This is a genomic window from Neolewinella litorea (assembly GCF_004803465.1).
GTDB lineage: Bacteria > Bacteroidota > Bacteroidia > Chitinophagales > Saprospiraceae > Neolewinella > Neolewinella litorea.
In genome coordinates, this window is sequence record NZ_SRSF01000013.1 from 70,741 (window position 1) to 94,597 (window position 23,857).

Below are 23,857 nucleotides of genomic sequence, written 5' to 3' on the forward strand. Positions count from 1 at the left end.
CGGCAGCAAAATGCCGGCCGGGGTGGGCAATGTTACTGTATCCCGGCCTGGAAGATGGGATATTTCGCCAAATTTTATCACTTGTCGTGCGGGCCGGACAGTACAGGATACGGCCACAAGCGCGGATTTCTACCTTGCCGTACATCCACCATCCCCCCTTTACATGAGTACTCTTGCTACCCGGTTCCAGCACGTCGATTACCTCTGGGACGAACAGGCCGCCGCGGAACTGGGCGACGACCAGGTCGCGCTGTTTCTCTACCGGTCCAACATCCTCGGCGCCGACCTGCGCATCACCAACTACGGCGGCGGCAACACCAGTTGCAAGACCCATGAGCTCGACCCGCTCACCAATGAGGAGGTGGAGGTCATGTGGATCAAAGGATCGGGCGGCGACATCGGTACCCTGACCCGTTCGGGGATCGCGGGGCTCTACACCGGCCGCTTGCGCGACCTGAAGAAAGTTTACGCCGGACTGGCCGACGAAGACCGGATGGTGGGACTGTTCAACCACGCGATCTTTGATTTGGATAGTCGGGCGCCGTCGATCGATACCCCCCTGCACGGGCTCCTACCCTTCAAGCACATCGACCACCTCCACCCGGACGCCCTCATCGCCGTGGCGGCCGCCGCCGACAGCCGGCAAATCACACGGGAGATTTGGGGCGACACCATGGGCTGGGTGCCCTGGCAGCGGCCCGGCTTTGATCTCGGACTGCAGTTGGAGCGTACGCTGGCCGAAAACCCGGGAATCCGGGGTATTGTGCTTGGTAGTCACGGCCTGTTTACCTGGGGCGATACCTCCCACGCCTGCTACCTGAACAGCCTCGAGGTGATCGAAATGGCGTCAGAATACATCGAACGGAAGGTCAGGGAGCAGGGTACCGTTTTCGGCGGAGAGAAGGTGAAGCCATCGCCCGCCCGGGCGCGCCGCGAAAAGGCCGCCGCGCTGATGCCGCTGCTCCGCGGGCTCGCCTCTTCGGAGAACCGCATGATCGGACACTTCACCGACGACGACCGGGTACTGGAATTCATCAACAGCTACGACCTGGAGCGACTGGCTCCGATGGGAACGAGTTGTCCGGATCATTTCCTGCGTACCAAGATTCAACCGCTGGTCCTGGACCTGCAACCCCGGCAGGACCTCTCCGATACCGAGGCGGTAATGCAGGCCTTGCGCCCCTCCTTCGCCCGGTACCGGGAGGAGTACCGCCAGTACTACGAGACCCACAAACATTCGAACAGTCCGGGAATGCGCGACCCCAATCCAGTAGTCATCCTGTATCCCGGAGTCGGCATGTTCACCTTCGCCAAAAACAAGCAGACGGCCCGCGTGGCCGGCGAATTCTACGTCAACGCCATCAACGTGATGCGCGGCGCCGAAGCCATCAGCACCTACACCTCGCTGCCCCGCCAAGAAGCCTTTGACATTGAATACTGGCTCCTGGAGGAAGCCAAGCTACAACGCATGCCCCCCGAGAAGCCGCTTTCCCGCAAGGTGGCCCTCGTAACGGGCGCCGGCGGTGGCATTGGCAAAGCGATCGCCGATAAGCTCGCCGCCGAAGGCGCTGTGGTAGTCCTGACCGATATTGCCGAGGAGCGGTTGCGGGAAGCCGCGGCGACCTACGACGATGATACAGCGACCTACGCGGTTTGTGACGTCACGGACCGCGCATCCGTGGCCGAAGCATTCGAAGCGGCCTGCCTGGAATTCGGGGGCGTCGATATCGTGGTGCACAGCGCCGGCCTCGCCATCTCCAAGCCTTTGGAAGAGACTACGGAAGACGACTGGAACCTGTTGCAGAACGTGCTGGTCAGAGGCCAGTTTACCCTGGCCCAGGCGGCCACCGAGGTCATGCGGCGGCAAGGACTGGGCGGCGATATTATCCCCATTGCAAGCAAGAACGGTCTGGTGTCCGGTCCCAACAACGTAGCCTACGGCACCGCCAAGGCCGCCCAGCAGCATATGGCCCGCCTGCTGGCCGCCGAACTGGGCGGCGACAACATCCGCGTGAATACCGTCAATCCCGACGGCGTGATCATCGGCAGCAAGATCTGGGAAGGCGCCTGGGCGGAGGGGCGCGCCAAGGCCTACGGCATCACCGTCGAGGAGCTTCCCACCCACTACGCCAAGCGCAATCTGTTGAACAGGATCATCCGGCCGGAAGACATCGCCGACGGGGTCTTTGCCTTCACCATCCTGGAAAAATCGACCGGCAATATCCTCAACGTGGACGGTGGTATGGCCAACGCTTTCGTCCGCTAGCGCGACTGCCCCACAGCGTCCGGCGGACCGCAATGTCCGCACCCTACCTTGCGCCTGCGAAAATCAAGATCATGCAACTCACGAAAGACCAGCTTCAGACCATCAACCAGTCCGGCCTGTCGCGGCACGAAACGGACTTCAACTACCTGTTGGACAAACTCTTGGCAAACGGGACGGCGGTGGAGGACGTGATCACCCGGCTGGCGGATTTTCAGGTTGCGATTCCGAGCTGGGCGCTGGGGGCCGGCGGCACCCGCTTCGGTCGCTTTTCCTACCACGGGGAGCCGGCCAGTCTAGAGCAGAAACTGGACGACGTAGGCGTGCTGCACGCCCTGACCCAAACGGCCGGCGCGGTATCCCTGCACATTCCCTGGGATATCCCCACGGACTATGCGGCGGTAAGGGAACGGGCGGACAGTCTCGGGTTGAAGTTTGACGCCATAAACTCCAACACCTTTCAGGATCAGCATGGCGCCGACCACAGTTATAAGCACGGTTCGCTGAGTGCGGGCGAGGAGGGCGCCCGGCGGCAGGCCATCGAGCACAATCTGGAGGTGGTCGAGATCGGCCGCCGACTGGGCTCCCAAAGCCTCACGGTGTGGCTAGCCGACGGCACGAACTTCCCGGGACAGCGCAACTTCCAGCGGAACCTCCTGCAAACCCAGGACAGCCTGCAACAGATCTACGCGGCACTGCCGGACGATTGGAAACTGTACATCGAATACAAGCCCTACGAGCCCAATTTCTACAGCACCGTCATCCAGGACTGGGGCACTTCCCTGATGCTGGCCAATGCCTGCGGCGACCGGGCCTTCACCCTGGTTGACCTGGGGCACCACCTGCCCAACACGAACATCGAGCAAATCGTGGCCACCTTGATGCTGAAGGGAAAACTTGGCGGCTTTCACTTCAACGACAGCAAGTACGGCGACGACGATCTTACGGTGGGAAGCACTAAACCCTACGCCCTGTTCCTGATCTTCAATGAGCTGGTGTACGGCATGCGGAACAACCCGCAGAACCCCGACCTCGCCTGGATGATCGACGCCAGCCACAACGTCAAGGATCCGCTGGAAGACCTGATCCAGTCGCTGGAAGCCATCCAGATTGCTTACGCCCAGGCCCTGTTGGTCGACCAGGAAGAATTGGCCCGGGCCCAGGAGGCCCACGACGTGGTCCGTTGCCAGGAAATCCTGCAGGATGCCTACCGTACGGACGTCAGGCCGCTGGTGCAGCGGGCCCGCCTCAGTCGTGGTGGTGCCTTGAACCCCCTGCACGCCTACCGCAAACTGGAGGTCCGCAATGAACTGATCCGGGAACGCGGCAAGCATACCGTAGCGACCGGTCTTTAGTATGGAGCAGCAGACGGTCACCGCGATTTTCGATATCGGGCGCACGAACAAGAAGTTCTTCCTGTTCGACGCGTCTTACCATGAGGTCCACCGGGAATACATTTCCCTGCCGGAAATCACCGACGAGGACGGGTATCCCACCGAGGACCTCGCCGCCCTGGTGGAGTGGATGGAATCGGTCATGGACCGCATATGCCGAAGCCGGAAGTACCATATACTGGCGTTGAATTTCTCGACCTACGGGGCCAGCCTCGTTCATATCGATGCAGAAGGGCGGGTGGTGGCACCCCTGTACAACTACACTAAGCCCTGCGACGAGGGCCTGCTGCAGCAGTTTTACGACGCCTACGGGCCGGAGGAAGCCTTCACGCTGGCCACCGGATCGCCCCGCGCAGGCCTGCTCAACTCGGGCGTGCAACTCTACTGGCTGAAGCACCGCCAACCAGCCGTCTTCGCCCGGATCCGGTACAGTCTGCACCTGCCGCAGTTCCTCAGCTACCTCTTTACCGGCATTCCGGTAAGTGAATACACGAGTATCGGCTGCCATACCGCCCTGTGGGATTATCGCCGCCGCGATTACCACGCGTGGGTGGATGCCGAAGGATTGCGGGAAGTGCTTTCCCCCGTCGTGGCTACGCAGACCAGTGTGAATACGACGTACCAAGGCCGCAGTATAACAGTAGGCGTCGGCATTCACGACAGTTCCGCTGCCCTGCTGCCTTATTTGCGCGGCGAAGCGGAGCCTTTTATCCTGTTGTCCACCGGCACCTGGTGCGTCACCCTGAACCCTTTCGCGGAGGGTTTTCTGGCGGCGGAAGACCTCCACTACGATTGCATCAACTATATGCGCGTCGACGGGCTCCCCGTGAAGGCCGCCCGCCTGTATCTGGGAAAGGAATACGAACACCAGCTGATCGTGTTGAGTGACCACTTCAGGGTCGACGAAACGCGCCACCGCAGCATCCGATTTGACCCAAGCATGTACGGTCGAATGATGGCGGACTTTGAACCGTGGTACCAACTGCAGGAGATCGATTACCCCGACAACCCAGTGGAAACCATCATTCGCACGGATTCCTTTGTCTACGCCTACCATCACCTGATGGTCGAACTGGTGAATCTGCAGGCGGAGCGCATGCGTGCGGCCATCGGGACTACGGCCGTGAAAACGATCTTCGTGGAAGGCGGATTCGCCGACAATGATGTCTTTCTGCACCTGATCGCCCGTCATTTTCCGGAGTCTGATCTGCGGATCGCCGACAGCAGCCTCGGGTCGGCCCTCGGCGCGGCGCTGTGCACCACTTACCTTGATCGGCCAGCGGACTTTCTGCAAACGAATTACCGGCTGCAAACCTTCACTCCCAATTCCCGCGCCGAGACAGGGTAACCTTTCAAGCGTTCCGCCGACCGGACTTCTGCCACTCACTTTATCAACGCCATACAGCCATGCTCCAACAGGAAACCCAGGAAGAAACCATCGAAGCCATCGCCGGCGGGGAGTTCGAACGTCAGCCCGTACCCGCCTCCAATTGGAAAGGGTGGGGGAGCTTTCTGGGCATGTACGCGGGTGAGCACGCGGCTGGTACCGAGTTCGTCATCGGGCCGCTCTTCCTCACTGCCGGGGTAAGCGCTTTCGATCTCATCATTGGGTTGCTGCTGGGCAACTTCCTGGCGGTCCTCAGCTGGCGCTTCCTGACGGCGGAGATCGCGGTCCGGTACCGACTGACGCTCTATTACCAGCTGGAAAAGATCTGCGGCAAGGGGCTGGTGCGGTTCTACAACGTGGCCAATGGCATTCTCTTCTGCTTCCTGGCCGGGGCCATGATCACGGTGTCGGCCACGGCGGTCGGGCTCCCCCTGAATATGGAAATGCCCCAGCTGACCGACACCCTGCCCACCAGCGGTACCTACGTGGTAATCGTCGTGCTGATCGGAGCCGTGATATCGCTCGTTGCAGCCCGCGGCTACGATACAGTGGCCCGGGCGGCCAACTATATGTCGCCGATCATCGTACTGGCTTTTCTGGCCTGCGGCGTGGTGGCGCTCGGACAGCTCGGGGTGGGCAGCTTCGGCGAATTTTGGGAAATCTGGGGCGAGGGATCGGAGCCCTTTCCCGGGCAGATCAAGTACACCTTCTGGCACGTCGTGATCTGGTCGTGGTTCGCCAATGCCGCCATGCACGTGGGGATGTCGGACCTGAGCGTCTTTCGTTTTGCGCGCAAGGCCAGCGCCGGCTGGACGACCGCGGCGGGCATGTACGTGGGGCATTACATGGCCTGGATCGCCGCGGCTTTGTTGTACGCCGTTTACCTGAGGACACCCGAGGCGCAAGCGTTCCTCGATCAGGGCCTGGCCCCAACCGTGGCCCCCGGCCCCCTGGCCTACAACGCCATCGGGGTATTCGGCATCATTGCCGTGGTGCTGGCGGGCTGGACTACGGCCAACCCTACCATCTACCGGGCGGGGCTGGCGTTTCAGGCGGTACTGCCGCGGTTCTCGACTTTCTGGGTGACGCTGCTCGCCGGTGGGGTAGCTACCCTGGCTGGGCTCTTTCCGGCGATCGCCATGAAGTTGCTCGATTTTGTCGCGCTCTACGGTTTCATTCTGGCCCCCTTCGGGGCCGTCATCGTGTTCCAGCACTTTTTTGCGCGGCGCGCAGGTGTGGTGCCGGACTACGCGGAGCGGAGCGGGTTAGGTTTCAATCCGGCGGTGTTCTGGGCGTGGGCGATCAGCTTCGGACTATTCTACTTCATTTCGTGGCGGTTCGACGTCTTCCTTTCCTTCGTGACCTTACCCGCGTGGTTGCTCTGCGGGGTGCTCTTCCTTTTGCTGAGTCGGCAGTGGCAGCGCTCGGCAGCCTGAGACTTTGCCCGGCACCCGCGCGCCGCCGGCCAACGGGGTACTAACGGAGGTAAAGGATGTAGGCCGCGGCAAAGGGAATAACGAAAATGAAGGCGTCAAAACGGTCCAGCAGCCCCCCGTGCCCCGGCAGCAGATCCCCGCTGTCCTTTACCCCGACACTGCGTTTGAGCATGCTTTCCACGAGGTCGCCGATGCCTCCGAAAACGGCTACGATGGCCGCGAGCACCAGCCACTGGATAAGGTTGATCTCATCGAAGACCAGGTGAAGTACGTAGCCGAACAGGATGCAGGTTACGGCACCGCCGATGGTGCCTTCCCAGGTTTTGTTGGGGGAGATACGCGGGAAGAGGGGCGTCTTGCCAAACTGACTGCCGACCACATAGGCGCCGGTGTCGTTGACCCAGGTAAGCAGGAGCAGGCCGAAGACGATGCGGTAGTAGAAGGTCTCCCCGTCAAAGGCGATGAAGTCCACCAGCGCGAAGGGGATACCGATATAGAACAGTCCCAGGATGATGTAGGCGATGTTGACGAATGGCTCCCGGCTGTTGCTGTACAGCTCGTAAATGAAAATCGTGAAGATGAAGGGGGCGAATAGCAGGCTGGATACCTGGATGAAGCTGGCCGGGTCGCTGACGTATCCGAGGGAGAAGAAACTGACCAGGAAGAAAGGGAGCAGGCCCACCGCCACGCCAAAGGCCTTGCGAACACGGTCGCGACGCGTGTGGCGGTCCAGGGTCATGCCGAAGAACTCATACAGGCAGCCGCCGGTGATGACGAGAAAGAGAAGATTGAAGGTGTAGGGACCGGTGTACATCCCGGCGATCATGATGATCACGAAGATTACCGCTGTAGTGAGTCGTTTCCAAAGTCCCTGCATCTGATCGTTTACTCGAAGGCTGGCCTGATCGGCGGGCGTAATATACCGCACCGGCAATTTGTGCCTGGCACCGCAGTGTCAAGTATGCTAGGATTGTCGAGGGGTCAGCGCAGCCGGTTGGTGGAAAGCCAGAAATTGACAATATTCTGGAGGGCCAGCCGGTAGGTATCGACGTCCGAGGGCTTGGTCACGAAAGCCGAGGCACCGAGCTCATATACGCGCTGCACCTCCTCCGTACATTCCGAAGAGGAGAAGATCAAGATGGGGAAGGACGGCCGGACGTGCCTGGCGCGCAGGTTTTCCAATACGGAGATGCCACCGCGGACGGGCATGTGGAGGTCCATGATGGCCAGGTGTACGTCCTCGAGGGGGTGCTGGCTGCAATGTTTAAGAAAGTGTTCCCCGTCTTGCAGGTGGGTAACGCGGATGTTGGGATCGATTTTTTGCAGCAACCGACGGGCCAGTTTGGCTTCGGTGCTGTTGTCTTCAACTAAAAGAATATGACGGGCGGACATTAGACGTAAAACAGCTTGTGGTAGAAAGAACGACGCGGCGGAGGAAGAATACGGTATTAAACTGGCCGAAACGAACGGGCCGGGAATACTGAGCCGCCGCGCAAGGTCGAAAAAATTCCGCAAAACTGCCAAATGGCCCGCCGCTGGCGATCTTGACGGGATTCCGACCGTGGCCCCGGCCCTCCGTGGTAACATTGTGCAAAATTTAGCTTTCCATGAAATTCGAACAGCGCATCCCCCGCGATACCTCCGCCCGACTTTTTGCCGAAGCCCAGGAATACTTTCCCGGCGGCGTGAATTCGCCGGTCCGCGCCTTTCGCAGCGTGAGCGGGCCACCGCTGTTTATCCGGGAAGGGCACGGCAGCCACATGACCGACGTGGACGGCAACCGTTTCCTGGATTTCTGCTGTTCCTGGGGACCCCTGATCCACGGCCACGACAACGCCCACATCCGGGAGCGGGTAATTGAGACGGTGCGCCGCGGCACCAGTTTCGGTACCCCCACGCAGATGGGCAACCGACTTGGGAAACTGATACTTGACAATCACCGTTACGTGGAGCGCATTCGCTTTGTCAGTTCGGGAACGGAGGCGGTGATGTCCGCCCTGCGCCTGGCCCGTGGCGTGACCGGCAAGACCAAGATCCTGAAATTCGAAGGTTGCTACCACGGCCACGTCGACCAGCTCCTGGTGAAGGCCGGCTCCGGTCTGGTCACCTTCGGCACCAGCTCATCGGCCGGGGTGCCGGAATCGGTAGCCCGGGATACCCAGGTCCTGCCCCTCGGCGACCGCGACCTGCTCGAGCAGACGCTCACGGATCACGCCGGGGAGATCGCCTGCATCATCGTGGAGCCAATACCCGCCAACAACGGGCTGTTGATCCAGGACAAATCGTGGCTCGAGTGCCTGCGCCTGAAGGCCTACAAGCACGACGTACTGCTCATTTTCGACGAGGTCATCAGCGGATTCCGGGTGGGATTCGAGGGCGCAGCCGGGTATTATGATGTTCAGCCCGACATCATCACCTTCGGAAAGGTCATCGGTGGTGGATTTCCGGTGGGTGCCTACGGGGCCAGCAAGGAAATCATGGACTACATCGCCCCGGTGGGCCCGGTGTACCAAGCCGGTACGCTGTCGGCCAATCCCGTTGCCATGACCGCCGGTCTGGCCGCGCTGGAACAGTGTCTGGAACCGGGATTCTACGAAGGGATGGCCGAGCGTACCCACCGAATGGCCACCGCCATTGCCGACTACGCCACGGAACGCGGTTATCCACTGCACGTGCCGCATATCGGGTCCATCTTCTGGCTGGCCTTCGGGCGCGAGCGGATCGAGCGTGCCGATCAGATCGATCCCGCCAATATGGAGTACTTCAAGATCATCCACCACGAACTGTTGCAAACGGGGGTTTACCTCGGGCCGAGTGGCTACGAGGTGGGATTCGTAAGCAGCGCGCATACGGACACGGACCTGCAAACGGCCATTGCGAAGATTTGCGCGGCCATGGACGTGGCCTTTGATGGAGCGGGTGAAGCAGGGTAGGGGACCGGGTTACGGAGCTTCCCTGGAATGCCGGTGCGTGGGTCCGGCCGCATACCTGAGAACCGATCGGACTGAAAATTTTGGACGGGGCCGCGAGGAACGCGTTTCCCGTACTACTTTAGGTGTCAAAATTACGCCTGCTATGCGCCCATTGATCTTTGGATTCCTTCTGCTCGCCGCTGCCGCCTGCACCTCTCCCCAAGCAACTAGCACTACCGCCCCGCCGCCTGCGGAGGTCACTACCCCGGCAGCCTCCTATGCCGGAGAGTGGCAGGTAACGGTGAAGGACACCCCGGCCGGCACGGTGACCGGAACGATGATACTGGAGGGCGACCCCGGCAGCCTCTCGGGTAAATTCGTCAGCAATGGCCGAGAAACCCAATTGCGATCGGTGGAGGAAACCGCCGACGGTCTCAAGATTGAATTTTACTCCAGTGAGTACCAGACCGACGTCGACTTTGCCCTGCGGGGAGAAGCCAGTGCGGAGGAGCTCACCGGCATGGCCCTGAGCACCTACGGGGTGGTGGCCACGCGCAAGAAGTAGTATCATTGCGGATGAATGAAGAGCAGCAACCCGAGACCCGCGCGATTCGCGGGCAACTGCCGGCTACCCAGTATCGTGAGCACTCCGCTCCCCTGTTCCTGACCAGCAGCTTCACCTTCCCTTCCGCAGAGTCCATGGCCGAGACCTTCGCCGGAAACGAGGAAGGAATCATCTACAGCCGCTACAATAATCCCAGCGTCGACGAGCTCATCGCCAAGGCCTGTGCTCTCGAAAATATGGAGGCTGGCTTCGCGACCGCTTCCGGAATGAGTGCCGTCTTCGCCAGCATGGCCGCTCTGGTCGAACAGGGTGACCACATACTGGCCACACGTGCGGTCTTCGGCAGTACGCACCAGATTCTCACCCAGATCCTGCCTAAGTGGGGGGTGACCTTCACCTACGTTGAACCCGATCAGCCGGAGGCGTGGGCGGAAGCCGTAAGACCCGAAACCCGCTTGTTTGTTACCGAAACGCCCTCTAATCCCGGGCTCCAGTTGGTAGACCTCTCCGAGGCGGGCCGTTTCTGCCGCACGCACGGACTGACCTTTATCGTTGACAATTGCTTCGCTACGCCCTACCTGCAACGCCCGGCCGACTTCGGTGCCGATCTGGTGACCCACTCGGCGACGAAGTGGATGGACGGGCAGGGTCGGGTGCTTGGCGGCCTCCTGCTCGGCAGTGCGGAGATTATGGAAAAGGTGACCTTCTTCTGCCGGCACACCGGTCCGGCCATTTCCCCCTTCAATGCCTGGGTAATTTCGAAGAGTCTGGAAACCCTGCACATCCGCATGGAAGCCCACTGCCGCTCGGCCCTGGCCCTGGCCGGTTGGTTGGGGGAGCAGCGCGGCATCGATCGGGTGCACTATCCTTACCTGCCGAGCCATCCACAGTACGCACTGGCTACCCGGCAGATGAGCGCCGGCGGAGGGATCGTCACCTTCGAATTAACGGGGGGTGAAGCCGCCGCGCGGCGCCTGCTCGACAGCGTGCAAATGTGTACCCGCAGCAGCAACCTGGGCGATACCCGCACCATACTTACGCACCCGGCTACCACCACGCACAGCAAACTGAGCCGGGAAGAACGTGCTGCGGTGGGAATTACGGACGGTCTGGTCCGGATGAGCGTCGGGCTGGAAGCCGTGCGCGATATCCAGGCCGACCTCTTGCGCGGCCTGTAATTGACCAGCGGTCATTGGCGCACTACCACCGCAATCATTTCCCCTCGGGAACTGCTCAAGTGTAGACGGTAAACACCGGGAGGCTGGAAACTCAGATCAACCGGCCATTCGTTGTTGCCGGCGGGATGAAAGCCGGTCTGGCTCGCCAGCACCTGGCCCGCGGCCGAAAGCAGCTTCCCTTGTACCCAGCCCGCGGCGGGCAGGTCGAACAACACCGTCGAGCGCCCGTGGGTAGGATTTGGAAAGGCGCGTAGTTGGGTGACCTTGTTCGCACCGGCCGCAGTGACCGCGGTGGTCTGTGATTCTTCCAGTGTCAGGATGAAGGGCTTGGCAGAGCCATTGTCGCCCGTGAGGTCGACGTTGAGGTTTACGGTGTTCCCTACCAAATAAAAAGACACAGGCCCCGCGCCTTGTTCCGGGGCCGTCCAGTCAAAACTGAACAGACTGTCGGGGTTGGGCAGGCGGTGCTCCACGTAGACGCGTCCATCCGAGAGCGTGGCAATCTGGGTCTGATCGTCGGGTGCTCCGAGCTCGCCGGCGGGTACCGGCGTGGCGCCGGCCAGGAACTGCGCCTGGAAGCCGTACGCCGCGGGCTCTCCCTGTCCCGGCCGGACGGCCACCGTAACCCGGTAGGTCTGCCCCGGCCGATAGTCGGTCATCTGTACCCCGTCGAAGCTGACGCCCAGGCGGGGCTCGCCATAATCCCCGGTGTTGTGGCAGTTGCTGCAGGTCGGTTCGGTTCCGCCACTTAGGTTGGGTGCCCCCGTGTAACCGCGCTCGATCGCGGAAGCTACCCCACTGGAATAGGCGGTCAGAAGTAGTGCGGCGGCGGCCGCGAGCAGAGGGAAGAGGGAAAGGGTTCGCGGTTTCACGGTGGGTTATCTTTAGAGTAAGGGCTTCGGACGCGCCGCCTTCGGCCAATTTACTCACCGACGGCATAATTCAATTAAACTAAATCCGTCGCAACCTTTAGCAAGCCTCTGAAGTTAAGACGCCGGCATGATAGTATTACTTTTGTCTTTGCGAACCTTACTCATTTATGCAGCAACTTAACGGGAAGGTATCGATCTCCATCTGCCGTTCTCTGTACCTGAAGGACCCGGAGTCGAGCGCTTTGGGCCAAAAAATCCTTACCGGGAGTATTGACCTGATCGATCGAATCGGACTGGAGCAATACACCTTCCGCAAACTGGCGGTTCACGTTGGTACTACGGAGGCCTCGGTGTACCGCTACTTTGAGAACAAGCACAAATTGCTACTGTATTTGGTTATGTGGTACTGGGGGTGGATGGATTACCGGCTGGCTTTTCTGCTGGCCAACGTACCCTCGGCCGAAGAGCGCCTGCGCCGTGCCGTCCGGCTGCTTACCGAAACCGTCAAGGAGGACAGCGATTTTTCCCACATTAACGAAGTCAAACTCCATCGGATAGTGGTGGCCGAAAGCCTTAAGGCGTACCTGACCCGCGCGATCGACCAGGATAACCGACAAGGTGCCTTTGCGTACTACAAGCAGCTGGTCGACCGGGTGAGCGCGGTAGTAAACGAGCTCAATCCCGATTTTTCCTACCCGCAGATGTTGATCAGTACTATAATTGAAGGCGGACACCTCCAGCACTTTTTCAGTGACCACATACCGCGCGTTACTAACGTGCGGGAAGGAGAAGATTCCGTAGTATGCTTTTTTACCAACCTGGCCTTTAAAGCCCTTAGCTGACCCCAATGGCCCTTACTTCCGAACTAACTCCCTTAGAACGATTCTGGCGGCTGCTGAAGCCCGACCGGCAAGAGGTGCGCAACGTCTGGGTCTATGCTTTCTTCGCGGGCGTCGTCAACTTGTCGCTGCCACTGGGCATCCAGGCTATCATCAACCTCATTATGGGCGGGCGCCCGAGTACCGCTTGGCTGGTACTGGTCTTTCTGGTGGTCTTTGGTATTGCCGTGATCGGTGTACTCCAGATCCAGCAAATGCGCCTGGTGGAGAACCTTCAACAAAAGATTTTCACCCGGGCCGCCTTTGAATTTGCCTACCGTATTCCGCGGGTGCGCACCGACGTGATGTATAACTACTACGGGCCTGAGTTGATGAACCGTTTCTTCGACGTCCTGACCGTACAGAAGGGGCTGTCGAAAATCCTCATCGATTTCTCGGTAGCGAGTTTCCAGGTGGTTTTCGGCCTGATGCTCCTGTCGATCTACCACCCCTTTTTCATCCTGTTCGGTATCATCCTTGTGGGGCTGGTAACCCTCATTTTCGTCTTCACGGCCCGCCGCGGACTGGTGACGAGTTTGCAGGAATCCAAGCACAAGTACGCCGCCGTCCACTGGCTGGAAGAGCTTGCCCGAACGGCCAGCAGCTTCAAGCTGGCGGGCAAGAACAATATGGCGCTGCAGCGGATGGACCGTCACGTACACGACTACCTAGAGGCCCGGGAAAGCCACTTCACGATCCTTATCCGGCAGTACAGCCTGCTGGTTATCTTCAAGGCAGTGGTAGCGCTGGGGCTGCTGGCCATCGGCGGACTACTGGTTATGCAGGAGAGCATGAACATCGGTCAGTTCGTCGCGGCGGAGATCATCATCCTCTTCGTCATGGCATCCGTAGAGAAACTGATCCTTTCGCTGGAGACAATCTACGATGTACTGACCGGCCTGGAGAAGATCGGGCAGGTCACGGACCTGGAACTCGACAACAAACCCGAAGGCTCACCGGTAGAGCTTTCCAAATCAGAAAGCGGTCTCACCATCCGCCTGGAGAACATAACCTTCAAGTATCCCAAGGCGACGGAGCCGACCCTGAATAACCTCAACTTCACCGCGCAGGCCGGTGAGCGAATCATGGTGACCGGCCTGAACGGGGCGGGAAAGAGCACCCTGCTTTACCTCATCGCGGGCCTGTTCGAGGTCAACCAGGGCTCACTGTCCTACAACGGGTTGCCCCGCAACAACCTGGGGCTGGAAGAACTGCACGGCATCATCGGAGTCTGTTTCAAGCAAGGCGAACTCTTCGAGGGTACAGTATTGGAGAACATCACCATCGGCCGGGAGCGGGCCACCTTTCAAAACGTGGAGTGGGCCGTGGAGAACCTGGGACTGTCTTCCACCATCCGCAATTTACCCGAAGGCTTCTCCACCAAACTCAACCCAACGGGTGACAAACTCCCCCGTAGCATCGTGCAGCGACTCTTGCTGGCACGAGCCATCGCCGACCGGCCCCGCTTACTGCTTTTGGAGCACTCCTTCGAAGCCATCGACCGCTGCGACCGCCACGAGATCATCGACTTTCTGCTTGACCGCACCCACCCCTGGACCCTCATTGCAGCCAGCGGCAACAAATACCTGGCCGCAAAATGCGATCGGGTAATTACCCTGGAAAAGGGCAGAGTAGTAACTCCTTCCACGCCCTCCTATTAACGTTTGTATGCTCAATATTTCCCTTAATTCCGTGAACCGGCACGTGGACCGCAAGGACCTGGACTCCCTCCAAAGGGTAGAGGCCCGACATACGGGCAGTGTGCTCCTGCAGTTGCTGATCATCTTCTCGCTGCTGTTTTTGGTCTGTCTGTTTCTGCCCTGGACCCAGCACATCCGGGCCACCGGACGCGTGACCGCACTGCAGCCCAACCAGCGGCCCCAGATGGTGCAGTCCATCATCGGCGGTCAAATCACCGAATGGTACGTCCGGGAGGGCGACTTCGTGGAAGCCGGCGATACGATCCTCCGCCTTACGGAAACCAAAGACCAGTACTTCGATACCAGCCTGCTGGACCGCACCCGCTCACAGGTGATGGCCAAGGAAATGTCCTTGCAATCCTACAACTCTAAGATCGACGCCCTGGCCGACCAGATGGAGGCTTTGCGCGAATCCGGACGGCTGCGTACCGAACAGGCCCGCAACAAACTCCGGCAGGCGCGGCTTACCGTGGCCAGCGACAGCATGGATCTGGAGGCTACTCGACTGAATACCATAGTTGCCCGCGAGCAGTACGAGCGGATGGAGGAGCTGTACGCCCAGGGATTGAAGTCGCTTACCGATCTGGAGAACCGTCGTGTGACCTACCAGCAGGCACAGGCCAAATTGCTCAGCGCGGAAAACAAGCTGCTGGCTTCCCGCAATGAAGTGATCAACGCCCAGGTAGAACTGAATGCCATTCAGGCCAAGCTACGGGACGATCTGGCCAAGACCAGTTCCGACCGCTTCACGGCCCTTTCCGGTCGATTTGAGGCCGAAGCCGGCGTGGCCAAGTTGGAGAACGAGTACAGCAATTACGAAAGGCGCACCGACCTATATATCCTTCGCGCGCCCCAATCCGGCTACATCACCGAGATTCTCGCGGCCGGCATCGGTGAAACCCTCTCCGCCGGCGAGCAGGTAGTGACCATCGTGCCCGACCAGTACCAGCTGGCGGTGGAGATTTTCGTCCGCCCCATCGATCTTCCCCTGCTGAACCAGGGCCAACAGGTTAATATCCAATTCGACGGCTGGCCCTCCATCGTGTTCAGCGGCTGGCCCAACACCAGTTACGGCACCTATTCCGGAACGGTGGTGGCCATCGACCGGACGATCAGCGCCGGAGGCGAATACCGGGTTATGGTAGCCCCCGACACCAGCGACGAAGCCTGGCCGGAAGCCCTGCGCGTAGGATCCGGCGCCACCGCCCTGGTATTGCTCAAGGATGTACCGATCTGGTACGAATTGTGGCGTAAGATCAATGGCTTCCCACCGGATCTCTACGCACCCACCGCTTCTACCGCACCCGCGGCCCCGCCCAAGATCAAGGTGCCTAAATGACCAACCGACCGTGAAATACCTGATTCTGATATTGGTACTGTTCGCCGCCCCGGTGGCGGCCCAGGACCTCCCCGCCGTGCTGTCTGAAGAAGACCTCCTCCGACTGGTTGCCGAGCACCACCCCCTGGCGGTTCGCGCGGACCTGCAACGCGATCGTGCGCGAGCGGTGTTGCGAGAAGCGCGCGGTGGTTTCGATCCGAAACTCTACGGTGATCTGTCTCAAAAGTATTTCAAGGGCACGCGGTACTACAGTCTGGCCGAGGGTGGACTCAAGGTGCCTACCTGGTTCGGCGTGGAACTGAACGCCGCCTACGAGCGCAACGGCGGTTACTACCTGAATCCGGAGAATACCGTTCCTGACGAAGGCCTCTTTGCCGCCGGTCTATCGGTTTCCCTGGGCCAGGGCCTGTTCTTCGACCAGCGACGCGCCGAACTGCAGCGGGCCCGAATTTACCAACGCGCCACGGGTGCGGAGCGCTTGCTACAGATCAACGAATTGCTGTACGAGGCCGGCAGCCGTTACTGGGAGTGGGCGGGGGCGCAAGGCGCCGTATCGGTGTACACCGAAGCCGTAGAACTGGCCCGCGCCCGGTATGCGGCCGTGGTGAGCAGTGCCGCGCTCGGCGACCGACCCGCTATCGATACCCTGGAAGCGCGCATCCTGGTGCAGAATCGCCTGCTGGGACTGGAATCTGCCCGCCTGGAGGCCGCCAACGCCGCCGCCGCGCTCAACGCCTTCCTGTGGCTGGATGGCGTGATTCCCCTGGAACTGGAGGCCAGCACCCGCCCCCCCGATCCGGCAGCCGTAGTTATTGCCCCATTGATGCCCCTGTCGGCCGGACTAACCAACCCCGCGCTAACCCTGACCCGCCTCAAGCTGGAAGATCTCGAAGTGGACGAGCGCCTGCAGCTGGAGCAATTGAAGCCCCGGCTGGACCTAAAGTACAATGCCCTGATCTCGGGTAGCGCCGTTCAGCCGCTTGAGAACTACTCGGCCAACGATTACAAATGGGGGATCAGCTTCAGCCAGTCGCTGCTGCTGCGCAAGGAGCGCGGTAAATTGCAGCTCACCCGCATCAAACTCAGCGAAACCCAGCTGGAACTCAGCGACAAGATCGCCCAACTCAACGCCAAGGTAGAGCAGGCCGAGAACGAGGCCAACGTCACCGTGGCCCAGTACGCGCTTGCCACCCGGAACGTGAGCGACTACTCCCGATTACTGGCGGGGGAGCGCGAGCTGTTCCAGGCGGGGGAAAGTTCGCTGTTTCTGGTCAACAGCCGGGAGGTGGCGTTCATCGACGCCAGCCTCAAGCAGTTGGAGCTGATGGTGAAACACCGTAAGGCTGGTCTGGCGCGGAACTTTGCTGCGGGGCAGACGGCTCCGCCGTTGGTAGGTGGAGTCGTACCCAATGAGTAAGGTCGAGATAGAGTAGGGCCTTGTGTTCGTAGGGGTCGGTGGTGGCCGCCGCGCGCAGGTCTTCGTCGAGCTTTTCGAAAACGGCCGGGTGCTCGGCGTCGGCCAGCTTGATCAGCTTGCGCAGGGCCGAGGTAGCCAGGCGGTGGACTTGTCCGGTATCGGGGCTTTTGCGCATCTGCCGGTTTACGTTCACCAGATGGTAATCGAGCAGCGCCCGGTTACCGAGTTCGAAGTGACAGATCAGGTGGAGTAGCCGCGTATTGAGCAGCAGGTCTTCCCGCAGGATGCCCGATCGCATATTGATAATCTCATTCAGGTAGTCCAGGGCCTCGTCAAAACGCCGCAGGATAAAGCAGGTGGCCGCGAACTTGTACAGAAACAGTCCCCAGCGGTGGTCGGTGGGCCGAAATTCCTTTTTGGAGTAGGCTGATCGCAACTGTTGGCCGGTGCGCTGGGCACCCGTCCAGTTGGCGGTAGCCAGGTGTGCGTTCAGCGACATCAGGCCGGCGTAGGTGCGTCCGATCAACTGGCTGTTCTCGTTGAGCAACACCTGGTCGTCACCGAGAAACTCCTGTACCACCCGCAGCGACCGGAGCATCCGGGGCGTATCGCCGGTGAGGTAGGCGAAGATGGATACGTAGTACAGGCAGCGCAGATACAGGTCAGGATCCTTGACCGTCATATGGGTGCTCAGGTGGAAGAGCGTGAGCGCATTCATCGCAGATTCCAGCGCATCGTCGAAACTCAACTGGATGTAGTGGTACCACATCGAAGCCTGGAAGCGATTGATCTTCTGGTGAAAAGTACTACTGACGGTTTCCCGGTCGAAGCGATAGGTCTGGATGCTGTTCCAGTACTCCACGTTTTCCTGCCGTTCCCGTTCGCTCCGACTGTGGCCGACCTCGATGTAGCGACCGTGGATCTGAATATTCAGGTTGAACAGCTCGCTGGTATTCAGCACGCTGTAGCTGCGCTCGGCCGATTCGTTGAGCAACAGGTCCATCTTGTTGTCGATCTGCCGGGATAGGGTGACGTGGCGCGATTCGATCAGTTTCTGAAACTCCAGGATCTCCAGGTGCAGTACGTCCCGGTTGTGTTCCACCGCCTTGCTTTTGGCCCGCTCGAGGGAGCGGAGGGCATCCAGGTACAGTCCCTTGCCGTACAGAATGTGGCTGAAGTCGATCTGCTCCCGCAGTTCGATGTCGATCTCCTTGTTGATGTAGATGAGACGCAGACTCGTAAGTACCTGCTGGTACAGGTGGCGTTTCAGGTTGGAATACTGCCCCGGCGTCAGCTTCAGCCGGTCGGTGACGGCACTGTCGTCGGGGTCGCCCAGGCGGTCCAGTACATCGAATAACTGGATGAATTTACTGTCGCCGGTAGAGCCGGCCCGGGTAGCGTAAAGCTTGAAATTGCGCTTTTCTGCCTTGTTGAGCGACTTTATTAGTCGCCACAGCTGATCTTTTACGGCCGTTGGCATGGGTAAGCGAAGTGATGTAAGTGGTTGTAAATCAGCGTATCGTATGCAGTGGTGAGGCTTTAGGCGTCACAGATGTTGAAAGTAGTTCGCTGTGCGGACTGCTCCACCCGGGCTGATCTTTGTTTCAACGAAGCAGAGGAGACGTCCGGGCTTCTTTTTGTCCCCAACCAGATAGGCTTCTTTGTTCACCTTTTTTCCGGCCCCCTGCTAACCACCCGGCGGCCTAAAGATAACCACTTCTATGAAGAAGATTGAAGCTATCATTCGACTGTCGCGCTTCGAGAGCATCCGGGATGCCCTGGCCGCCATCGACGTCAATTTCTTTACCCTCACGGAAGTTAAGGGCTTCGGCCTGCAACGCGGCGAGCAACTCACCTACCGCGGCAGCGTCTACGATGCCGACTACATTGCCCGTCTTCAACTTGACATCGTCGCCCCGGCCAGCAAGGTCGAGGCCATCGTAAACGCCATCGTCTCCGCCGGTCGTACCGGCAAGGTAGGCGACGGCAAGATCGTAGTCTACGAACTCGACCGCATTGTCCGTATCCGCACAGGCGAAGAGGACGAAAGCGCGATTTAACCCCCCGCGCCGCGGCGCACTCATAATCCATCTGATTTAACCCTCCGTTTGCGTGACCCCCTGGTCACCCTGGCCGTGCCTTGCCCGGTCCCGCGGATCTTCCCCCCTCACATATCAACTACCCCATCACCATGGAAGCACTGTTTACCGTCAACAATCTCTGGATCCTGGTGGCGACCTGTCTGGTCTTCATTATGCACCTGGGCTTCGCGACCCTCGAAGCTGGCTTTGTCCAGCGCAAGAACGTGGTCAACATCCTTTTCAAAAATAGCATGATCATCAGCATCGGGTTACTTACCTACTTCTTTGTTGGGTACAACCTGATGTACCCCGGCGACGCTTACGCCGGCGGGATCATCGGCTCCTTCGGCGTCATGGACTGGGCTGCCGGTATGACTCCCGATTACGCCGCCGCGGCCGAGGCCGGTGATACTTACACCGGTTACAGCGACTTTATTTTCCAGGCCATGTTCGCGGCTACCTGCGCCACTATCGTATCGGGCGCCGTAGCGGAGCGGATCAAACTGGTACCCTTCCTGATCTTCGCCACCGTCTTCGTTGCCTTCAGCTACCCCATCACCGGCATGTGGCAGTGGGGCGGCGGCTGGCTGGCCTCCCTGGACACCCCCTTTTACGACTTTGCGGGCTCGACCCTGGTGCACGCCGCCGGCGGATTCGCCGCCCTGGCCGCCATCATCCTGCTCGGTTCCCGCCGCGGCAAGTACCGTCCCGATGGCACGGTGACCGCCATTCCCGGACACAGCATGCCGCTGGCCGCCATCGGCGTATTCCTGCTCTGGTTCGGCTGGTTCGGCTTCAACGGTGGCTCCGTTCTGAGCGCCGACCCCAACGGAGTGAGCCTTGTGTTCGTCACCACCTCCCTGGCCGCCGCCGCGGGTGGCGTGGCCGCCTTCTTCATGGGCTACATCCTCTTTAAGAGCTACGATCTATCCATGGTACTGAACGGTATCCTGGGCGGACTCGTAGGCATCACCGCCGGTGCCGACCTAATGACGGGCGCCGAGGCCATCATCATTGGTCTGATCGCCGGAACCATCATCCCACTCAGTATCGTCTTCTTTGACAAAACCCTGCGGCTGGACGATCCGGTCGGCGCCACCAGCGTTCACGGCGTTTGCGGCATCTGGGGTACCCTGGCCGTCGGACTGTTCGGAGCATCCGCCGGGGTGGACCAGTTTATCACCCAGCTGATAGGTACACTCGCCGTGGGTGCCTTCTCCTTCGCCAGCAGCTTCATGATTTTCAGCGGCCTCAAGGCGGTCATGGGCATCCGCGTCGACGAAGAAGAGGAGATCCGGGGTCTCGACCTCGGGGAGCACGATATGCACGCCTACACCCTGGCCAAGGAAGACGGCGTCTTCCAACTCACTTCCGACTGACACCGGCCCCGCTTTCCTCCCATTATCCCCAAATCAACTAGTATGAAACTTTACACTCCTTCCCTGTTTACCCTCCTGTTCCTCTTTGGTGCCGGACTGACCGCGCAGGATGCACCGGTGGTCGTCCTGGAAGAGGAGGAAGAGGCTCCCAAATCCTTCCGGCTTTCGGGTTACGTGGACGCCTACTATCAGGCCAACTTCGCTAACTCCGCCGGAGAAGATGCCACGCCCCTGGTATTCGGAAGTTCCTTTACGGACTTCCCCAATACCTTCGGCATCGGCAACGTGAACCTGCTGGCCGAAAAGTCTTTCGGCAAGGTGAGCTTCGTCGGGCAGATCGGATTCGGTCCGCGCGCCGTGGCCGCCAACAGCGACAGCAACCTGGACGAGGCCGGTACAAACTTCGCCTCCACCGTCCAGCAGCTCTACGTGACCTACTCGCCGACCGAAGCCGTTACCTTTACCCTTGGTAACTTTGGCACCTTTATCGGCTACGAGGTCATTGACGCACCGGCCAACATGAATTACAGCATGAGCTACCTCTTCAGCAACGGACCCTTCTACCACACGGGCGCCAAGGTCGATTTCGCCCTGGCCGAAGGATTCGGTGCCATGATCGGGGTGTTCAACGATACCGATTCGAAGTTCGACGCCATCGCCGGCAAGCACATCGGAGGCCAACTCAGCGCCGAAGCCGGCGGGCTGGCCGCCTACCTCAACGCGATTTACGGCAAGGAACAGGAGGATTTCCTCGACGATGGGGTAGGAGACCTGAATGAACTGCAGGTTGACCTCACCGCCACCCTGGACGTGAACGAGAGCCTGATGCTCGGCATCAACGCCAGCAGCTACTCGACCAGTTTTGAAGGCGCGGGGCAGGGTGGCTTCTTCGGTACCGCCCTCTACGCCACCGTTGCCGCCACGGAAACCTTCGACTTTTCCCTGCGTGGAGAGTACTTCGGACTAACCGCCGCCGAAGGTGTAGACACCGAGCAGCCCAGCGTATTGGCCCTCACTGCCTCCGGCAATTTCACCGTCGGTGAGCTTCGGATCGTGCCCGAACTCCGATTCGATACCGGCAGCAACGGCTTCACCTTCGGGGAGGAAGCCAGCGACGACAGCGCTTTCGCCTTCATTCTGGCCGGCGTCTACGCTTTCTGATCCACAAAACATACGGGCTACGGCCACGTTGCACGGCTTTTGATTCCCGCCCTGCCTCACCCGTTCCTTTCGGGGGCCATGCCCAGACAGCAACCTTTAATTAACCTTCTGATTTAACCCAAACCTTTATTATGGCTACCAAGCACAAGCTTCAGTACGTCTGGCTCGACGGTAACGAGCCGATGCAGACCCTCCGCTGCAAAACCCGCATCGAGGAGAACTTCAGCGGCGACCTGGAAGATTGCCCCATGTGGTCCTTCGATGGATCCAGTACCAAACAGGCCGAAGGCGGCAGTTCCGACTGCCTCCTCAAGCCGGTGATGATCGTCACCGACCCCCTGCGCAAGAATGGATTCATTGTCCTCTGTGAGGTGCTCAACTCGGACGGTTCCCCACACCCGACCAACGGACGGGCTACCATCGACGATGAGGACCAGGACTTCTGGTTCGGATTCGAGCAGGAGTACTTCCTCATGGACATGGACACCGACAAGCCCCTCGGCTTCCCCGCCGATGGCACCAACCCTCCCCCCCAGGGACCTTACTACTGCGCCGTCGGCGCCCGCCGCGCCTTCGGTCGCGAGATCATCGAGAAGCACCTCGACGCCTGCCTCGACGCCGGACTCAACGTTGAAGGCATCAACGCCGAAGTAGCTCCCGGACAGTGGGAGTTCCAAACCTTCGCCAAAGGAGCCAAGGAGGCCGGTGACCAGATCTGGATGGCCCGCTTCCTGCTCGAGCGCATCTCCGAAGCCTATGGCGTTTACGTCGAATACCACTGCAAGCCCCTGAAGGGCGACTGGAACGGATCGGGCATGCACGCCAACTTCTCAAACTCCTTCCTCCGCGACAGCGGAAAGCGGGAAGATTACGAGAAGGTATGCGAAGCCTTCCGCCCCTACGTCAAGGAGCACATCGCCGTGTACGGCTACGACAACCACCTGCGCCTCACGGGCAAGCACGAGACCCAGAGCATCGACCAGTTCAGCTTCGGTATCTCCGACCGCGGTGCTTCGATCCGCATCCCCATCGCCACCGTCGAGCGCGGCTGGAAAGGTTGGCTGGAAGACCGTCGCCCCAACAGCGCGGCCGATCCCTACAAGGTGGCCGCACGCATCGTGAAGACGGTGAAGCCCGTCTCGAACTGACCCCACCCGGCTGAATTGACCTCCTTCCCACTGACCCAAGAACTACAAGAAGGTTAAATCAGCTCAGGTTCCCGTTTTTGGAACCGCACCATTTGCCCGGCTCCCCTTCGTGGGGGCCGGGTTTTTACGTCCTATATATAAAGGACGTGATATTGCCATCTTTGAACAACAGGGCGGGGCGCCCAGGTGCCGCGAGAGGACCTAGGAAGCAAAAAAGTAGGGTAGGGCTTGCAGTTGTAAATCAGCGTACCGTATCTTTGCCTTCCCGCAAACGTATAGTGAGCGATCCACCACCGGACCTTTCCAAGGCTTCGGTTCACCCTTCCAGCTTTTGGTTCTCTATTTTGCCTGTGGCAACGGCCGCAGCAACCGACCATCATCGCCGGAAGACTTTGGAACCTGAATCGTTTTGAATAAATTTTTCAAAAGGGTTGCAGGAGTCGAAGCGGTCGTTGTACTTTTGCGCCCCCGCAGACGAGCGGTGCCCGATTCACCGGGGTCCCTGAGGGGGCTGAGGTGGGTCCATCCGGTTTTCCTTTACCCCCGGGGGTGGCTGCGGCCGCCGCGCTGGGGGGAGCGGTACCGGGTGACGGTTGCGACTGGATCTTTCGGAAAAGAAACCTTCCGGAATGTTTGCAGGAGCGCGGGCGGTGCACTTACCTTTGCGGCCCCGGCGGATGCGCTGGGGTGGAGAGGAACGCGGCCGGAAAGAAAGTTGCAGAAACTTTGGCTTCGGATTTGCGGGAA

General features: G+C 59.9%; 19 protein-coding genes. 15 read left to right on the forward strand and 4 right to left on the reverse strand.

Annotation, left to right across the window (positions count from 1 at the left end; translation table 11 throughout):
• The first annotated feature begins 163 nt into the window (after positions 1–163).
• The 4 genes from E4021_RS16925 (at position 164) to E4021_RS16940 (ending at position 6,480) form a co-directional block, all read left to right on the forward strand.
• The gene (locus E4021_RS16925) at positions 164–2,266 is read left to right on the forward strand and encodes a bifunctional aldolase/short-chain dehydrogenase (RefSeq protein ID WP_136460570.1); all 2,103 of its coding nucleotides are present in this window, start codon (positions 164–166) and stop codon (positions 2,264–2,266) included.
• A gap of 71 nt (positions 2,267–2,337) precedes the next feature.
• Complete coding sequence (locus E4021_RS16930; protein WP_136460571.1) at positions 2,338–3,618, forward strand: TIM barrel protein; 1,281 nt, start codon at positions 2,338–2,340, stop codon at positions 3,616–3,618.
• 1 nt (position 3,619) lies between these two features.
• The gene (locus E4021_RS16935) at positions 3,620–5,005 is read left to right on the forward strand and encodes an FGGY-family carbohydrate kinase (protein WP_136460572.1); all 1,386 of its coding nucleotides are present in this window, start codon (positions 3,620–3,622) and stop codon (positions 5,003–5,005) included.
• Between the two features lie 59 nt (positions 5,006–5,064).
• Positions 5,065–6,480, forward strand: coding sequence for a purine-cytosine permease family protein (locus E4021_RS16940; RefSeq protein WP_136460573.1), 1,416 nt, complete (start codon positions 5,065–5,067; stop codon positions 6,478–6,480).
• A gap of 40 nt (positions 6,481–6,520) precedes the next feature.
• Here E4021_RS16940 and E4021_RS16945 read toward each other — a convergent pair whose 3' ends face one another.
• Complete coding sequence (locus E4021_RS16945) at positions 6,521–7,357, reverse strand: phosphatidate cytidylyltransferase (RefSeq protein WP_136460574.1); 837 nt, start codon at positions 7,355–7,357, stop codon at positions 6,521–6,523.
• Positions 7,358–7,461: 104 nt separating this feature from the next.
• On the reverse strand, positions 7,462–7,872 hold the full coding sequence (locus E4021_RS16950; protein WP_168797666.1) for a response regulator: 411 nt from the start codon (positions 7,870–7,872) through the stop codon (positions 7,462–7,464).
• A gap of 215 nt (positions 7,873–8,087) precedes the next feature.
• On the opposite strand from E4021_RS16950, the gene hemL reads away from it, so the two are divergent.
• The 3 genes from hemL to E4021_RS16965 all read left to right on the forward strand — a co-directional run bounded on the left by hemL (position 8,088) and on the right by E4021_RS16965 (position 11,135).
• Positions 8,088–9,413 (forward strand): glutamate-1-semialdehyde 2,1-aminomutase, encoded by a 1,326-nt coding sequence (hemL, locus tag E4021_RS16955; protein WP_136460576.1) that lies wholly within the window; start codon positions 8,088–8,090, stop codon positions 9,411–9,413.
• Between the two features lie 142 nt (positions 9,414–9,555).
• Positions 9,556–9,957, forward strand: coding sequence for a hypothetical protein (locus E4021_RS16960; RefSeq protein ID WP_136460577.1), 402 nt, complete (start codon positions 9,556–9,558; stop codon positions 9,955–9,957).
• Positions 9,958–9,968: 11 nt separating this feature from the next.
• Positions 9,969–11,135 carry a PLP-dependent transferase gene (locus E4021_RS16965; RefSeq protein ID WP_136460578.1) on the forward strand — a complete coding sequence of 389 codons (1,167 nt, stop codon included), beginning with the start codon at positions 9,969–9,971 and terminating at the stop codon, positions 11,133–11,135.
• Positions 11,136–11,146: 11 nt separating this feature from the next.
• On the opposite strand, the gene E4021_RS16970 is transcribed toward E4021_RS16965, so the two are convergent.
• Complete coding sequence (locus E4021_RS16970) at positions 11,147–12,007, reverse strand: choice-of-anchor V domain-containing protein (protein ID WP_136460579.1); 861 nt, start codon at positions 12,005–12,007, stop codon at positions 11,147–11,149.
• A gap of 167 nt (positions 12,008–12,174) precedes the next feature.
• On the opposite strand from E4021_RS16970, the gene E4021_RS16975 reads away from it, so the two are divergent.
• From E4021_RS16975 to E4021_RS16990, 4 genes are read left to right on the forward strand one after another with little or no spacing between them, the layout of a single operon-like run.
• Complete coding sequence (locus tag E4021_RS16975; RefSeq protein ID WP_136460580.1) at positions 12,175–12,849, forward strand: TetR/AcrR family transcriptional regulator; 675 nt, start codon at positions 12,175–12,177, stop codon at positions 12,847–12,849.
• Positions 12,850–12,854: 5 nt separating this feature from the next.
• A complete protein-coding gene (locus E4021_RS16980; RefSeq protein WP_136460581.1) occupies positions 12,855–14,546 on the forward strand; it encodes a peptidase domain-containing ABC transporter in 1,692 nt (563 codons plus the stop codon).
• Positions 14,547–14,553: 7 nt separating this feature from the next.
• Positions 14,554–15,924, forward strand: a complete 1,371-nt coding sequence (locus E4021_RS16985) for an HlyD family secretion protein (RefSeq protein WP_136460582.1) — start codon at positions 14,554–14,556, stop codon at positions 15,922–15,924.
• A gap of 10 nt (positions 15,925–15,934) precedes the next feature.
• Positions 15,935–17,341, forward strand: coding sequence for a TolC family protein (locus E4021_RS16990; RefSeq protein ID WP_168797667.1), 1,407 nt, complete (start codon positions 15,935–15,937; stop codon positions 17,339–17,341).
• Here E4021_RS16990 and E4021_RS16995 read toward each other — a convergent pair.
• Positions 17,232–18,821 (reverse strand): hypothetical protein, encoded by a 1,590-nt coding sequence (locus tag E4021_RS16995; RefSeq protein ID WP_136460584.1) that lies wholly within the window; start codon positions 18,819–18,821, stop codon positions 17,232–17,234. The two genes, E4021_RS16990 and E4021_RS16995, sit on opposite strands and share 110 nt — an antisense overlap.
• Before the next feature lie 241 nt (positions 18,822–19,062).
• Between E4021_RS16995 and E4021_RS17000 the strand changes: the two genes are divergently transcribed.
• From E4021_RS17000 to E4021_RS17015, 4 genes are all read left to right on the forward strand, one after another.
• Positions 19,063–19,401 (forward strand): P-II family nitrogen regulator, encoded by a 339-nt coding sequence (locus tag E4021_RS17000; RefSeq protein WP_136460585.1) that lies wholly within the window; start codon positions 19,063–19,065, stop codon positions 19,399–19,401.
• Between the two features lie 131 nt (positions 19,402–19,532).
• The gene (locus E4021_RS17005) at positions 19,533–20,801 is read left to right on the forward strand and encodes an ammonium transporter (RefSeq protein WP_136460586.1); all 1,269 of its coding nucleotides are present in this window, start codon (positions 19,533–19,535) and stop codon (positions 20,799–20,801) included.
• Between the two features lie 42 nt (positions 20,802–20,843).
• Positions 20,844–21,962: an outer membrane beta-barrel protein gene (locus tag E4021_RS17010; RefSeq protein WP_136460587.1), complete on the forward strand. Its 1,119-nt coding sequence runs from the start codon at positions 20,844–20,846 to the stop codon at positions 21,960–21,962.
• 131 nt (positions 21,963–22,093) lie between these two features.
• Entirely contained in the window at positions 22,094–23,110 is a 1,017-nt protein-coding gene (locus tag E4021_RS17015; protein WP_136460588.1) for a glutamine synthetase beta-grasp domain-containing protein, read from the forward strand.
• Positions 23,111–23,857 lie beyond the last annotated feature (747 nt).

Bases quoted from the DNA above. Each gene is read 5' to 3' on its own strand.
- E4021_RS16925 (WP_136460570.1), top strand. From the start codon at position 164: ATGAGTACTCTTGCTACCCGGTTCCAGCACGTCGATTACCTCTGGGAC.
- E4021_RS16930 (WP_136460571.1), top strand. From the start codon at position 2,338: ATGCAACTCACGAAAGACCAGCTTCAGACCATCAACCAGTCCGGCCTG.
- E4021_RS16935 (WP_136460572.1), top strand. From the start codon at position 3,620: ATGGAGCAGCAGACGGTCACCGCGATTTTCGATATCGGGCGCACGAAC.
- E4021_RS16940 (WP_136460573.1), top strand. From the start codon at position 5,065: ATGCTCCAACAGGAAACCCAGGAAGAAACCATCGAAGCCATCGCCGGC.
- E4021_RS16945 (WP_136460574.1), bottom strand. From the start codon at position 7,357: ATGCAGGGACTTTGGAAACGACTCACTACAGCGGTAATCTTCGTGATC.
- E4021_RS16950 (WP_168797666.1), bottom strand. From the start codon at position 7,872: ATGTCCGCCCGTCATATTCTTTTAGTTGAAGACAACAGCACCGAAGCC.
- hemL (WP_136460576.1), top strand. From the start codon at position 8,088: ATGAAATTCGAACAGCGCATCCCCCGCGATACCTCCGCCCGACTTTTT.
- E4021_RS16960 (WP_136460577.1), top strand. From the start codon at position 9,556: ATGCGCCCATTGATCTTTGGATTCCTTCTGCTCGCCGCTGCCGCCTGC.
- E4021_RS16965 (WP_136460578.1), top strand. From the start codon at position 9,969: ATGAATGAAGAGCAGCAACCCGAGACCCGCGCGATTCGCGGGCAACTG.
- E4021_RS16975 (WP_136460580.1), top strand. From the start codon at position 12,175: ATGCAGCAACTTAACGGGAAGGTATCGATCTCCATCTGCCGTTCTCTG.
- E4021_RS16980 (WP_136460581.1), top strand. From the start codon at position 12,855: ATGGCCCTTACTTCCGAACTAACTCCCTTAGAACGATTCTGGCGGCTG.
- E4021_RS16985 (WP_136460582.1), top strand. From the start codon at position 14,554: ATGCTCAATATTTCCCTTAATTCCGTGAACCGGCACGTGGACCGCAAG.
- E4021_RS16995 (WP_136460584.1), bottom strand. From the start codon at position 18,821: ATGCCAACGGCCGTAAAAGATCAGCTGTGGCGACTAATAAAGTCGCTC.
- E4021_RS17000 (WP_136460585.1), top strand. From the start codon at position 19,063: ATGAAGAAGATTGAAGCTATCATTCGACTGTCGCGCTTCGAGAGCATC.
- E4021_RS17005 (WP_136460586.1), top strand. From the start codon at position 19,533: ATGGAAGCACTGTTTACCGTCAACAATCTCTGGATCCTGGTGGCGACC.
- E4021_RS17010 (WP_136460587.1), top strand. From the start codon at position 20,844: ATGAAACTTTACACTCCTTCCCTGTTTACCCTCCTGTTCCTCTTTGGT.
- E4021_RS17015 (WP_136460588.1), top strand. From the start codon at position 22,094: ATGGCTACCAAGCACAAGCTTCAGTACGTCTGGCTCGACGGTAACGAG.